At 70.1% G+C, this 14,438-nt stretch carries 10 protein-coding genes; all 10 read left to right on the top strand.

Annotated features, from left to right (window positions below):
* Window positions 1-16: 16 nt before the first annotated feature.
* Window positions 17-472, top strand: coding sequence for a hypothetical protein (locus tag WMF45_RS31640; protein ID WP_437708765.1), 456 nt, complete (start codon window positions 17-19; stop codon window positions 470-472).
* A 182-nt stretch (window positions 473-654) separates the two neighbouring features.
* The gene (locus WMF45_RS31635) at window positions 655-1,236 is read left to right on the top strand and encodes a hypothetical protein (protein WP_437708764.1); all 582 of its coding nucleotides are present in this window, start codon (window positions 655-657) and stop codon (window positions 1,234-1,236) included.
* Between the two features lie 118 nt (window positions 1,237-1,354).
* Window positions 1,355-3,559: a type VI secretion system Vgr family protein gene (locus WMF45_RS31630; RefSeq protein WP_437719600.1), complete on the top strand. Its 2,205-nt coding sequence runs from the start codon at window positions 1,355-1,357 to the stop codon at window positions 3,557-3,559.
* Window positions 3,560-3,571: 12 nt separating this feature from the next.
* Window positions 3,572-5,812, top strand: a complete 2,241-nt coding sequence (locus WMF45_RS31625) for a type VI secretion system Vgr family protein (protein WP_437708763.1) — start codon at window positions 3,572-3,574, stop codon at window positions 5,810-5,812.
* A 3-nt stretch (window positions 5,813-5,815) separates the two neighbouring features.
* Window positions 5,816-8,503, top strand: coding sequence for a type VI secretion system Vgr family protein (locus tag WMF45_RS31620; RefSeq protein WP_437708762.1), 2,688 nt, complete (start codon window positions 5,816-5,818; stop codon window positions 8,501-8,503).
* A 7-nt stretch (window positions 8,504-8,510) separates the two neighbouring features.
* Complete coding sequence (locus WMF45_RS31615) at window positions 8,511-9,539, top strand: DUF2169 family type VI secretion system accessory protein (protein WP_437708761.1); 1,029 nt, start codon at window positions 8,511-8,513, stop codon at window positions 9,537-9,539.
* On the top strand, window positions 9,536-10,576 hold the full coding sequence (locus WMF45_RS31610; protein WP_437708760.1) for a beta-ketoacyl synthase N-terminal-like domain-containing protein: 1,041 nt from the start codon (window positions 9,536-9,538) through the stop codon (window positions 10,574-10,576). Before WMF45_RS31615 ends, WMF45_RS31610 begins: the two co-directional genes overlap by 4 nt.
* Window positions 10,573-10,947 carry a PAAR-like domain-containing protein gene (locus WMF45_RS31605; protein WP_437708759.1) on the top strand — a complete coding sequence of 125 codons (375 nt, stop codon included), beginning with the start codon at window positions 10,573-10,575 and terminating at the stop codon, window positions 10,945-10,947. The genes WMF45_RS31610 and WMF45_RS31605 overlap by 4 nt, the downstream gene beginning before the upstream one ends.
* 76 nt (window positions 10,948-11,023) lie before the next feature.
* Entirely contained in the window at window positions 11,024-13,051 is a 2,028-nt protein-coding gene (locus tag WMF45_RS31600) for a hypothetical protein (RefSeq protein ID WP_437708758.1), read from the top strand.
* A gap of 50 nt (window positions 13,052-13,101) precedes the next feature.
* Window positions 13,102-14,154 (top strand): class I SAM-dependent methyltransferase, encoded by a 1,053-nt coding sequence (locus WMF45_RS31595; RefSeq protein WP_437708757.1) that lies wholly within the window; start codon window positions 13,102-13,104, stop codon window positions 14,152-14,154.
* The last annotated feature ends 284 nt before the right edge of the window (window positions 14,155-14,438 follow it).

Genomic DNA, 14,438 nt, shown 5'->3' with positions numbered 1-14,438 from the left:
AAAGGAGTTTTGTGTCATGTCGTACTACCCTGATGGGAGCCACCGGTGGGAGAGTGTCAGGCACTCCAAGCTGAGCACGATCGGCTGGATGGATGCGCCCCACCCGATTCCTCAGGGAACTGTGGATCCGGAGGACTTCGCCAGGTTGGAGCAGCTCATCGTCCACGGCTGGACGCCCGAGGAGATGGAGGGCGCCCACGCGTGCACCTTCTGCTTCGGCGATCCGGACGTGGAACCTCCCGAGCGTATCGTCGCTGGGCAGTACAGGCGCCTGGGGGGAGCGCAAGTATGCGTGCCCGGTAAATCTCGAATTTATATATTCCCGGATGCGATTCTCCATTACATCGATACACACGGTTACCAGCCGCCGAAGAATTTTCTCATCGCCATGCGGAAGGTCGACCCCAAGGATCCGGCCTATCGTAAGAGGTGCGACGAGCTCTGGAGACTGGTCGCCCCTAATTATTACTAGCGTGCCGAGTAGCCTGACCGAACCGATGCGTTCGCGTACATCACGACCAAGGATCAGTCTGGCGAGGGGGCTCCGCTCGGCTCCGGCGCCGCTCGCTGCAAGGTCGTCTTGGAGAGCCATCTCGCACATCGAGGTCGCTGCGGTCGAATGATGCCGTCGCGTGAGGTAGAGGTATCGGAGGCATGATGGGCATTCACGACAAGAGCGCCGACACTCTCGACAGCGCGACCCTCGAGCTGGAGGACGCGGACTCCGCTCCGGTCGCAGAGGCGGCCTCGGGACTCTCGATCGACGATCTCCTGCCGCAATCCACCTCCCCGGAGCCGGCGCCGCGCAGCGCGGATAGCGCGCCAGCTCGCGCACCGGCGGCCGGCACCCGCACCGCGCGCGTCCTCGACGTGGCGGGCCGCTGCGCGACGATCGTGCTCCGCGGCGCGACCGCGCCGCTCGAGGCGGAGCTCGCGCTCGAGGTGGATCCCGAGGTGATCGCCGACGCTCAGGCCAACGGCGACCTGGTGCTGGTCGAGTGCTGCGAAGGGGAAGCGCCTCTCGTCGTCGCGGCGCTCACGACGCGCAAGCCTCGCGAGATCCGGCTGCAGGCGACCTCGATCAGCATCGAGGCGGAGGAGGAAGTGCTCCTGCGCTCGGGGCACGGCGCGGTCCGCATCCGTCAGGACGGGGACATCGAGGTGATCGGCAGCCGCATCAGCGCCGCCTCTCGAGGGCTCTTCCGCCTCGTGGGGCGCATCTTGAGGCTCAATTGATCCCGCGCTGTCGCCCCCTGCGCTCTCAGGGAGTCCCGCCGGCCGCGCGTGAGGTGCGTTGCCTGCGACCGCGAGTCAGGGTACACATGGGGGTTCCGGGAGCTGGAGGGCGCGTTTGATGGAGGGGACGCTCGGCCACATCATTCTCAGGAGCGGCGGTCTGCCCGGCGACGTCCGGGTCCTCTCCTACGAAGCGCACGAGGCGATCTCGCTGCCGTACGCCGTCCGCGTCGAGATCTCGACAAGCGATCCATCGTTTCGTGTCGATGCGTGCCTCCAGCGCCGGATGCTGCTCGAGGTCGATGATGGTCACGGGGGCGTCCGGTATTACGACGGCCTGCCGGACCGGGTCGGCTTCCTCCAGTACCAGGCTGGCGAGTACCGCTTTCACCTCCGGCTCCGGCCCGCCCTTGCCGCGCTCGAGCACCGCGAGGGCTCGCGCATCTTCCAGGACATGAGCCCGATCGATGTCGTCAAGACCGTTTTCGCCGACGCCGGCGTCGACAGCGGCGTCGAATGGCGGCTCCGGCAGAGCTACGCGCCTCGCGAGTTCCTGTGCCAGTACCGCGAGACAGAGCTGGACTTCGTTCACCGGCTCCTCGAAGAGGAGGGCGTATTCTACTTCTTCCTCCACGGCCCGGACGGGCACAGGCTCGTCCTCGGTGACGACCCGGCGGCCTTCGCGCCGCAGGACGGGGTGCCCGAGGTGCTGCTCTCCGTCCGGCAGGGCGCGCGCGCGCAGGCCCGGCCGGTGCTCGATCTGCGCCGGAGAAAGGCCCTGAGGACAACGGGCGTCGCGCTGCGCGACTACGATTTCGAGAAGCCTGACGTCTTTCCCGCTGCCTCGGCAGCGGCGCCCGGCAACCGAGCCATTCACCACGTCGAGTACCCCGGCGGGTTCACCACAGGCACCGAAGGCGCACGGAAGGCGGCGCGGCGGCTGAGCTCTCTCCGGGGCGACATGGACGTTTCCCGCGGCAAGACACACGCAGCGGGGCTCCTGTGTGGTACACCGATGGCGATCGAGGGGGCGGCGGAGCCGTTCCTGGACGGAGAGTTCGTCGTCGCCGAGCTCCGATCGCGAGGCCGCCTCGGCGCAGAGGCGTGCGAGAACGAGTTCGCCGCCATACCGAAGGACGCGCCGTTCGCCCCGGCTCGCCGCACGAAGAAGCCGCGGGTCGGCGGCGTCCAGACAGCGATCGTCACCGGGCCGTCGAGCGAGCCCCAGGCCGTCCACGTCGACACGTACGGCCGCGTCAAGGTGCGCTTCCTGTGGGATCGCTCGGGCAAGCAGGACGATACGTCGAGCGCCTGGCTGCGCGTATCGCAGCTCGGCCTCGGCGGCTCGATGATCCTGCCTCGCGTCGGCTGGGAGGTCTCGGTGGGCTTTCTCGACGGCGACCCGGATCGCCCCCTCGTGCTCGGGCGCACGTTCAACGCGGAGGACACGCCGCCCTACGCCCTGCCCGGCGCGGCCGCCAGGAGCGCGCTGAAGAGCATGTCCACGCCGGGCGGCGCCGGGCACAACGAGATCACGATGAGCGACACCGCCGGGAGCCAGGGGCTCTCCATCTCCGCCAAGAAGGACCTCGCCATCGCCACCGGCCACGACAAGGACGAGACCGTGGGGGGCGACGAGGAGCACAGCGTCGGGAGCAACTACGCGGTATCCATCGGCGCGAACGAGTCCGTCACGGTGGGCGCGAACCAGTCGATCGACGTCGGCAATGCGCTCCAGATCAAGGTGGCCGGCGCGCAGACGGTCTCCGTGAGCGGCGACGACCAGGTCCACGCGAGCGCCGATCTCGTCGAGAAGGTCGGCGGGGCGCGCGACTACGCCGTGGGCGGGGACCACATCACCCTCTCGTGCGGCGTCCGCCAGCAGATCACCGGCGCCTTCACCCGCGACGTCGGCTCGGTCCAGACCAGCGTCTCGCTCGCCTCGATCGATGACAACATGCTCTCGACCTACGATGAGACGGCAGGGGCGCTCATCGCGCAGCTCGTCGCCGGCACGAGCGTCGAGAGCGTCGCGACGAGCAAGGATCAGACGTCGTCCGCGGGAGAGATACACAGCGTGGGCGCGCTCTCGACGCAGGCCGGCTCCGTGAAGCAGCTGATTGGAGGGCTCCACCTGCGCGACGCGGGCGGCGACTACATCGTCGAGGCGCCGCAGATCGTCCTCGCGGGTGGCGTGGGGAGGTTCCACGGCGGCGGGAGCGCGATCAAGCTCGACGGGGGCCCGATGACGCTCCAGGGCGCGAAGATCGCCATCAACGCGGCGCTCATCGTCCGGCAGGCGGCGAGCCTCAAGATCGGGTGAGGGACGGACACCGTGGCAGACACCATCGACATCGAGCACGAGCTCACGATAGACGGCGTCCGGTTCCCCCTCCTCTGGCTCGAAGCGCACGAGGCGCTCGATGACGTCGGCTCGCTCCGGTGCGAGATCACCGACCGCGCCGGGGGGCCTGAGCCGGCCACCTTGCTGGGGAAGCCGCTCCTGATCACGCTGTCGCGCCGCGAGGGCCGGGAGGAGCACAAGCTGGCCGGCTATGTCGTCGAGGCAGAGCGCGCCACGGCGCGGGGCACGGAGGAGACCGGGACGCGGCTCGTCGCGCGTCCCAGGCTCTTCCGGCTCACCCAGCGCGCCGACTGCCGGATCTTCCAGCACATGTCGGCTCCCGACATCGTGAAGGAGGTCCTCGCTGGCGCGGGCATCCCCGCGTCGGCGCAGCGCTGGCAGCTCACGCAGAGCTACCCGGACCGACGGACGACGGCGCAGTACCGTGAGACGGATCTCGACTTTGCAAGGCGGCTGCTCGCGGAAGAGGGGATCTCCTTTCTCGTCGATTCGAGCACCGGGGCCGACACGGTCACCTTCCTCGACACCGAGCCCGAGCACATCGATGGGGGGAATCAGCTGGTGTTCCGTCCGGCAGACGGGCTCGATACGACGCGCGATGCGATAACCACCATCGCCTGCGACAGGACGATGGCGCCGGGGCGCGTGCACCTGCGAGACCATGATTTCGAGCGACCCAGGGTCAAGCTGGACGCCACGGCCGAAGGGGACGACGACCAGGAGAGAGCGCTGGAAGTGTACGTGCACCCTGGCAGGTTCACCGAGCCGGCTGTGGGCGACCGTCGTGCCAGGGTGCTCCTGGAGTCGCTCCGCGCCCGGCGCGTCCTCGCGAGCGGCACGACGAACACCCTTCGGGTGCGCCCCGGGCGCAGGTTCTCGCTGACGGACCATCCTTACGAGCCACTCAATCAGGAGTACCTGCTCGTGGAGGTCGATATCGCCCTGGAGGCGCGCCCCACTACCCACGCGCACGGAGGCGCGAGCCGGCGCGGGGGACGCATCGCGTTCCGCGCGATCCCTACGTCGAAGATCGCTTATCGTCCCCCGCGAGCCCCGCGGGCGGCAAGGGTCCCTGGCGCGCAGTCGGCCGTGACGACGGGACCGCCGGGCCGGGAGATCCACCCCGATCAGCACGGTCGGGTGAAGGTCTTGATGCCTTGGGATCGGCGTGGCAAGCCCGACGATTCATCGAGCGCGTGGATCCGGACGAGCCAGCTCCCGCTCGGTGGCGGCATGCTGACGCCGCGCGTGGGCTGGGAGGTGTGCCTCGATTTCATCGACGGCGACCCCGATCAGCCGCTCGTGGGAGGGCGGTTGTACAACGCCGCGTCTCCGCCCCCGTATCCGCTGCCGGCTCACAAGACCCGGATGGCCTTGCAGACCGCCACCTCCCCGGGCGGCGGGTCGGCCAACGAGATCCGCATGGACGACCGGGCGGGCGCCGAGGAGATGTTCATGAACGCGTCCCGGGACGGCTCGGTCCATGCGGGAAATAACGTGATGGAGAGCATCGGGAACAGCGAGTCGCGTTCCATCGCTGCCAACCATTCGCTGGCGGTGACCGACTGCATGTCCGCCGCTGTCGGAGCGAACCAGGAGCTCGCGATCGGCGGCGATCAGAAGGTGCGCGCCTCGACGTTCATGGTGGATGACGTCGGCAGCCATTCGCTCACCGTCGGTGGCAGCCGCGATGTCAAGGCGGGCGGGGATCACAAGCGCACCGTCACGGGGAGCTCGACGCTGGCCATCGGCGGGGCGCAGATCGATCTCGCGGCTGGCTCTGTCGACGAGGCGACCATGGCCACGATGGAGGACACGGTCGGCGCGGCGCTGATCGAGATGACCGCCTCGGACCGGACCGTGACGGTGAAGGGGAGCCGGACCGAGGCCGCGGGAGCGGCCAAGGTGATCCTCGCCGGCGGCGGCCGCGCCGTCGAGATCGGGACCAGCTTGAGCCAGAAGGCCGCCGGCGCGATCCTGAACGTCGTCGCCGGGGACCGTCAGGACGTGAGCGAGGCGGATCTCCTCGAAGTCGCGGGAGGCGCGCAGATCGTCAAGGCGGCGAACGTCGTGTTCGAGGCCCAGACCTCGCTCAGCGTCGTCATGGGGGCGTCCACGATCACCCTGACCCCAGCGTCGGTGTCGCTCGCCGGTGTCACGATCACGTTCGACGGCGACTGCGACGAGCTGGGCGTCATCAAGGAGAACTGAGCCATGGCACCGCGGACGCTGATCACGCTCTTCCGGGCCGAGGCGATCGAGTCGCGGGACGTCATCGGGTTCCGGGTCGAGCGCCGGCTCGGCCTCGTCACCACGGCGGAGGTCGAGCTTCGCTCCGCGATCTACGTCGATCCGGACGAGCTGCTCGGCAGCCCCGCGTACCTCGCCTTCGGTCGGGGAGGCCCGGAGCACGAGATGCACGGGGTGGTGACCGATGTCGAGATCGCCGCGACGCCCGCGAACGACGGCGTTCGGGGCACCTCGTACCGGATCCACCTCACCTCGTGGATGGGGCTGCTCGAGCGCGAGGTGGACTGCCGCATCTTCCAGGACCAGGACGTGAAGGAGATCGTCTCTGCGGTGCTGCGAGGCGCTGGTATCGACGAACAGCGCCAGTCGTGGCGCCTCGTGAGCAGCTATCCGAAGCGCGCGTACTGCGTGCAGTACAACGAGAGCTCGCTGGCGTTCGTCTCGCGGCTCCTCGAGGAGGAGGGCATCACCTTTCACGCTGAAGCCGGCGACGCTGGCGAGATCGTCGTCTTCGAGGACGACAGCACGGCGAGCGACCCGATCGACGGGAACAAGGAGGTACCCTACCGCCTCGACGCTGGGCTCGACGGCGTCGAGGACGCGATCTGCGTCCTCGTCCGGCGATGCCGCACGGCGACGGGCAAGGTGGTCCTGCGTGACTACGACTTCGAGGCGCCGGACATCGACCAGACGGTGACCGCGGCGGCGGACACGGACGCCGAGCTCGAGGTGTACGATGTTCCGGGGCGGTACACCGAGCGACGCGAGGGGGAGCGGCTCGCCCGGGTTCGGCTGGAGGCGCTCCAGGCCGAGCGCGCCTGCTTCACGCTGGATTCCGACTGCGCGCGGCTCACCGCGGGCCGGTGGTTCACGCTCGTCGACGCCCCCGACGAGCTCGACGGTGACCATTTCATCACCGCGGCTGTGCACGAGCTGCGCGACGGGATGTACCTCGTCCGCGCCACGAGCGTTCCGAGGAACGTCCGTTATCGCAGCCCGCAGCGGACGCCGGCGCCGATCATCGAGGGCCCGCAGACGGCCGTCGTCGTCGCGCCGAAAGGCGCGCCTGTCGAGGACATCCACACGGACGCGCACGGCCGGTGCAAGGTCAAATTTCACTGGGATCGCCACGGCGAGAGCGATGATACGGCGTCGTGCTGGATCCGCGTGGCGCAGCCGCAGGCGAGCGGGGCGATCCTCCTGCCACGGGTGGGGTGGGAGGTCATCGTCGAGTTTCTCGAAGGAAACCCCGACAGACCCGTCGTGACGGGGCGCGTCTTCAACGGCCGATTCAGGCCCCCCTACGCGCTGCCCGACGCGAAGTCGCGCAGCGCGCTGCGGACGAGCTCGTCGCCGGGCGGTTCGGGCGCGAACGAGATCCGCCTGGAGGACAGGGCTGGACACGAGGAGATCAGCATCAGGTCCCAGCGCAACACGACGCTCGCGACGGCGAACAACAAGACGCGCTCCACCGGCGTCAACGAGTCGAAGAGCGTCAAGGTCGACGCGCGGCTCACCGTGGGCGCAGATCAGAAGATCCAGGTGACCAACGGCTACCTGGCCACCGTCGACGGCGCGCAGACGACGAGCGTGGCCGGCAATCGGTCGGTGCAGGTGAACGCCGTCTATGGGCTAACCGCGGCGGGGGCGAGCGTGACGACGGTGGGCGGCGCGCAGAAGGAGATGACCGGCAATCCGGTGAGCGCGCTCCTGGCTCTCGCCGCGAACGCGCCGACCGAGGCGGCAAAGGCGGAGGCGCGCCGCGCGCTCGCGGCGCTCGACCGGACCGCCGTGGCGAAGGTCAACCAGATGATGGTGCCAGTACACGCGCTGGAGAGACAGCTCGGGGAGCTGGGAGCTGCGATGGACGCCATGAACGTCGGGGACATGGCCGCCACGACGAAGGCGCTCGACGCGGTGGCGAGCCTGCCCTCGCCCGCTGCGTTCGGCGCGTCCCTCGGGGCAGCCGCCGGCGGGCCAGCGGCTTCGGGCGACGGATCCGGCTGGTTCGACGCGCTGCTCGGAGGGGCGATGAGCGCCGGTTCGGCGCGTCCTGGCAATGCGTCGGGCGCTGGCGCGGACGGCGGCGCTGGCCCCTCGGGCACCCCCGGGGCGACGGATGCGGGCGCATCGGCGAGCAGCTCGGCATCGGACAGCGCTGCCGGACCGGGGCACTCCGTGAACGTGTGCGCTTCGACGCACGACGAGACCGTCGGGGGCATGAAGGCCACGATCGCGGCAGCCGGCATTCACACGACGGTCGGGGGCGCGCGGTCGCAGCGGATCGGCGCTGCGCGGATCGAGCTCGTCGCCGGTACGCGGGCCGAGACGTGCCTGGCCGACAAGACGGAGCAGGCGGCCGGCCTTGTCGTCGTGAGCGGCGCGGCGGAGGCGGAGACGGTCGGCGGTAGTCGGACCACGATGGTGGGCGGCGCCGTGGTCGACAGGATCGGCGGCTCCCACGCCGTGATGGCGGGCGGCAAGGGCATGTTCATCGGGGCTTTTCACAAGGTGGACGCCGCGGGGGCCATCGTGTTCAAATGCGGCCCGAGCGAGGTGGTCATCGACGGCGGAGGGGTCACAATCAAGGCTGGGCTCGTCACGATCACGGCGCCGAACGTGAGGTTGAAGCGCAACGTATCGTTGCTGTGAGGCAGCCATGGATGCGCCGCGTGTGGACAACAGGACCGATTTCGTCGCCGCGCCGTTCCTGCTCGTCGGCAAGGAAGGCGAGCGCCTCGTCGTCGTGGTGAAGGCGACGTTCGTCTCGGCCGAGGGGCAGCGCGAGCTCGAGATCTCGGACAGAGCGGAGCAGCGCCGGATCCGCAGCGCCGACGTGCCGTGGGGTGATCCGGAGAAGAGCAGCATCAAGTATCCTGCGGATCTGTGCGTCGCCAAGCCGGGCACGGACGTCCTCGTGGTGGCGGCGGCGCACGCGCCCGACGGACGGGCCGTTCCCTTCTTCGACGCCGGCGTGCGGCTCGGCAGCCTGGAGAAGGTCGTCCGGATCTTCGGATTACGTGTCTGGGAGGCGAACGGCGCCGGGCTCTCGAAGCCGCGCCCCACGACCGGTATCGAGGTGCGGTACGACTACGCGTGGGGCGGGCTCGATCGGAGCGATCCGTCGCGCCCTGTGGAGGAGCCCAGGAATCCGGTGGGGATGGGGATCGCGCGCGACCCGGAAGCGCTCACGCACAAGCCCGCACCGTTCATCGAGGACCCGGCCGATCTCATCCGCTCGGTGAGCACGCGCCCGGCGCCTGCAGGGCTCGGCGCGATTGGTCGTCACTGGCAGCCACGGCGGCGATATCTGGGGACCTATGATGCTGCCTGGCAAAGGCAGCGCGCGCCTCTCTTGCCCCTGGACCACGACGATCGCGCCAATTCGTGCGCCTCACCGGGGCTCGTCGCGACGCCGGCGGTGCGTGGTGGAGAAGAGGTGGTCCTGCTCAACCTTATGCCGGGTCAGGGAACGATGGTATTTCGACTGCCCAGGACCGCCGTGGCGGTCGCCATGAAGACCAGGGGGCGCGCGCCTGAGATGCTTTTACCTGAGCTCGATACGGTCCTGATCGACGCGCTCGCTCCTCCAGGCGTGGTCGTCGAGCTCGTGTGGCGCGCGTCGTTCCAGGCGCCGCGGCGCATGAGGGACGTCGAGATCGTCGTGACCGAGATGGAGGCCGAGTGAGCGCGGTCGGGGTCGTCGCGGTCGGGGCACGCACGCCGATCGGGCTGAACGCCCGGCAGACGGGGTTCTTGCTGCGCGCGGGCTTCCCGGCCGTCGCCGAGGCGCCGCTCGCGAGCTCGGCGGGCGAGGCGATCACGATGGGATTCGTGCCGGCGATCGATCCACGCATCGTGGGGCCGGAGCGGCTCGTCCTGCTCGCGGCGCCCGCGTTCGACGAGGTCGCCTCGCGGATCGGCGACGGCAAGATCATGGTCCGGCTCGCGCTGGATGAAGGAGTTCCGGACGCGCCCACGGCGACGAAGCTCCTCGCGGCGGCGGTGAAGCGCTTGACGCCGGCGACGGTGGAGATCGTCGCAGGCGGGGAGGCGGCGCAGGGGCCGCTCCTGCTCGAGGCGCTGAACGCGCTCTCCTCGACGCAGGTCGACGCGGTGATCCTGGGCGGCGTCCACAGCGATTACGACCCGCGTGCGATTGCAGCGCTCGAGGAGAGCGGGCGGCTCTTCTCTCCCGACAACCTGGACGCGCGCATCCCGGGGGAGGGGGCGGCGTTCTTCGCGCTGATGCGCGACGCGGACGCGGACCGGCGGAGGCTCCGCACCGTCGCGCGCGTGGTCGGCGTGGGGACCGGGCATGAGCGCGCCGGGCCCCACGACGACGCGCCCGCCTACGAGGCGTTCGGGCTGACCAGCGCGACGCGGCAGGCGGCCGAGCCGCTGGCGCGGGCTGGGCAGACGGCGGGGTGGATGTTGACCGATCTCACGGGCGAGATGCGGCGGCTCCGCGAGTGGCAGGCGGCGTTCGTGAGGCTACAGGATGTGCTCGGCCGCCCGTATGTCATCGAGTCTCCAGCGCAGCGGATCGGTTATCTGGGCGCCGCGGCGATGCCGCTGTTCGTCGCGATCGCAGCCACCGCGTGGGAGCACGGGGTTGCGCCGTCGCCTGTGGCGATCGCGGCTGCCGGGAACGACGGCGGGGCGCGGGCCGCGGTGGTGCTCGCGAGCGCAGCGCGAACATCGGAGGGAGAGGGGGCAGCATGAGCATCACAGCTTGCATGATGGATTGCATCACGGCCAAATCAGGGCACCAGATGGTCCCGCTGGCGGTCAGCGTGTGCACGACGCCGGCCGCGCCGAGCCCGATCCCGGTGCCCTATCCGGTGTTCGCGAGCTCGGCCGAAGGCATCAAGAACGCGCCGGTACGAACGAAGATGGGCGGAGCGAAGATCCTGACGGTGGGCTCGAGCTTCAAGGCATGTCACGGCAACGAGCCAGGGACGATGAAGGAGGTGGTCAGCCTCAACACGGGCGGACCGTCGTTCATCGTGATGGGGGCGCCGATCGTGCTCGTGGAGCTCGGGATGGTGGGGACCACCGGGAGCCCAGGATTCTTGAACAAGGGAGGACTTTGACCATGTCGATCCGCGGCAGACGCGCCGCTCTCGCAGGGAACGTGAGCAGGGAACGGTTCAGGTAAGGCGGCCGCGCATGTCCGACGATCTCGCCGCCTGCGACGCCGATGCGCCCTGGGTCATGCATTGGGAGCGCGCGCATTCACTGATTCACGCGGTCGCGCGCTTCATCGAAGGACAGCGTGAGCCGAGCGCCCACCTCACGCCGGCCGCGCGCAAGCTCGAGAGCGGCCTCGGCGCGCTGTACGATGCGTTTGACGGTCGTGCTGATCGTGGAACGGCCGTGGGGCGCGCGCACGGGCATGTATGGGCGGCGGCTGTTCTCCTGGCGCAGGCGGGTCTGCCTCGGATGCTCGCTTCGCTCCGGGACGCCTGCGCGGCGCTCGTCGCCGCCGAGGAGCGGCTCTCCACTGCGTCGCTCGCCGGACCGAGCGCTCCCTTGCTTCGCGCGGGCGTCGATCGTCCGCCGCTGCACGTCGTCGGGCGGGCTTCGCTCGTGCCGTCGTTTCGCGCGCCGAAGGTGCCTGAGCCTGCGGCTGAAGAGCCCGAGCCCGCGCCGGCGGAGCCGAGGACCTTCGAGGAGCTCGCGACCATGGCCGAGGCGATGCGCCGCCTGGCGACGGAGCGGAGGATGGCGCTCGTTCGTCCTGCCAGGCCAGCACCGAGGCCGGTCAAGCCGGTCTCGGCTGGAGAAGCGGCTCCTCCCGGGTTCGCGTTCGCGCCGCCGGCCGCGGAGTCGGAGGGGGACTTCGTTCGCCGCTGGTCGCGGGTGTGCTTCGAGGAGATCGGGATGCTCGGAATCCAGCGGGCGCCGCTCCCTGGGGACGACTGGCGTTCATGCCGAGCTCTGGAGCAACGCATGGTTGCTGCCATCGACGCGCTGGCCGCGCTCGGTCCGACGGCGATCGCGCATATCGAGCCGTTGGCGATGGATGCGCCGACCGCCGATCCGATGCGCGTCTTTGCCGCCGCGATGATCGGAGGGTGCATCGAGGGGCGTGACACGCTCGCCTGTGCCGAGCGGGTGCTCTTCCGGTTCGGCCCAGGTGATCCGGTCGTCGCCGGGGCGTTCGTATCGGCCATGAAGCTCGCGCGGAGCCCGTGCCTGCCGAGCAGCCTGCGGGCGTTGACCGCGTCGTCCGAGCGCGGGTGCCGGGCGATCGCCGTGGAGCTGCTGGCCTACCGCGGCTGGCTCACGCCCACGGAGCTCGAAGCGCTGAGCGATGAAGAGGACACCCGCATCTTCGCGCACGGGTTGTCTGCGCTCGCTGCGGTGAGACATCCGGGCTTCGACCGGGCGCTGGAGCGGGCGCTTGCGCACGCGAGCCTCGACGTCCAGGAGACGGGGCTCGATGCCATGTTGATCGCGGCGCACGGGCGAGCGGCCGAGGCCGCGCGCAGGGCTGCCCAAGGAGCGCTCGGGGACCGGGCGCTGGTGCCGCTGGCGCTGGTCGCCGGCGAGGAGGACGCCTGGTGGCTGCTCGAGCGAATGCAGCGCTCTCCAACGCCATCGGCGGTCGAGGCGGTCGGGTGGGCTGGGCTCGTGGAGGCGATCCCGAGCCTGCTGGATCTGCTGGAGTGCGCAGCGAAGGAGGTCGCGCTCGCCGCCGGCGCCGCGCTCGATCGGCTGCTCGGCGCGGACCTCGTCGAGGAGACGGAGGTCGACGCGGCGGAGCTGCAGGACGTGGTGGTGGTCGATCCGGATCCGTTTCGTGGACGTCGGCCGCTCGGAGAGCTGGTGGGTGATCCGCGCGATCGCGCGCCGGTCGGATCGAAGGAGACGCTGGGTGTGCCGTCCACGGATCCTGCGCGCTGGCGGGCGTACTGGTCGGAGCACCGGGCGAGCTTTGACCTGAAACATCGGTTGCGGCGCGGGCAGAAGTACGCGCCATCGGTGTCGCTTCAAGAGCTGTCGAGGCTCGCGCTCCCGGTCGAGGATCGGAGGCGGTTGTCGCGGGAGCTGGCGGTGCAGACAGGGAGATGGTCACACTTCGATCCGCACGATTTCGTGGCGGATCAGGAGCGGTGCTTGGGTTTGTGGCAGGCGATCCTCCAGGCTGCGAACGAAGCTCCGGGGACCTGGGGGCAGCAACATAGAAGATAGATACGAGGTCAGCCCGGCGCACCGCCAAGCTCCGTCTTCGCGTCGCGTCGATGTCCGACCGATGCGCCATCGGGTGCTCCGCCGGCGCGCCGGACCCGCCGCCGTCCCTGCCCGCCGCCTTTCTCCGCGCGGCCACGCTGCTCGCGGCGCAGCACCAGAGCAGCATCCCTGCTGGCCCGCGGGCAGCGGCGAGCGCCATCTGCCGCGCCCGGGTCCTCGCCGGCGGCGCGGCGCTCCGGCGCGCGGGCCCTGCCAGCGCGGCGCCGGGCGTCGGCACGGGCCCTGCTCGGGCGGCCAGCATGACCACCATCAGCCTTTCTCTCGACACCCCTGAGCTCGCCCAGGCCTACGAGCACGGCAGCGACCGGCAGTTCAACCACGGCAAGCTCCTCATCGAAACGCTGGGCGTGCGGCGCGGCCAGCGTGTGCTCGACGTCGGCGCGGGCACCGGCCGGCTCGCCGCTCACGTGGCAGAGATCGTCGGCCCCGAGGGCAGCGTGACGGCCATCGATCCCCTGCCGCTCCGCGTCGACATCGCCCGGCAGAAGGCCCGCGCGAACCTCGCGACCGCGGTCGGCCGCGCCGAGGACCTCTCCGCCTTCGCCTCCAAGAGCTTTGACGTCGTGTACCTGAACAGCGTCCTTCACTGGCTGAACGAAGCCCAGAAGGAGCGCGCCATCGCCGAGGCGACGCGCGTGTTGAAGCCCGGCGGCAAGCTCGGGTTCAGCACGGGATCGCGGGAGAAGCCGCACCAGCTCGAGCCGATCCAGCGCAAGGTGCTGGCCGAGCTCGGGAGAGACGCCCAGGACAATCGCCCGCACAAGCTGACGGTCGACGAGGTCCGGGCGCTGCTCGAGCGCGCCGGCTTCATCGCCGACACGGTGGAGATCCTCACCTTCGTCGACCACGCCGCCGACGTCGACGAGATCTTGAGGCACAGCGGGTCGAGCTCGTTCGGCAACCACCTCTCGCACCTGAGCCCCGAGGAGAAGCGCGAGGTACGAGCGCGGCTCGCGAAGGAGATCGAGGCGTTCCGCACGCCGCAGGGGATCCGGCTCGAGCGCAACCTCATCTTCGCGATCGCTCACACGGCGGGCAACTAGCCCGCCCGCCGGCGCCGCCTCGGTCCAGCGTGCCTCGCGCGTGAGAGCTCTGTTAGAATCGAGCGACCATGCGAGGGGAAGAGGGGAAAGGCATATGCTGCGGCGCGGGCTGAGCGGTGCAGTGGGGTTGCTGCTCCTCGGTGCTACGGCCTGTGGCACCACCCCCGACGGCCCGAGCGGAGCGACAGGCGGCGCTTCCGCGGGAGCTTCGAGCGCCGCCGCGGGCGGCGGAGGAGGCGCGACAGCTGGCAGCGGCGGCTCCGGGGCCGCCGGGCCATCCGGGG

Origin of the sequence: Sorangium sp. So ce448 (assembly GCF_051520915.1) — a bacterium.
In the GTDB taxonomy this organism is placed as follows: domain Bacteria; phylum Myxococcota_A; class Polyangia; order Polyangiales; family Polyangiaceae; genus Sorangium; species Sorangium cellulosum_B.
The sequence above is the reverse complement of the archived record's forward strand: the minus strand, read 5'-3'. Positions and strand labels throughout refer to the sequence as shown.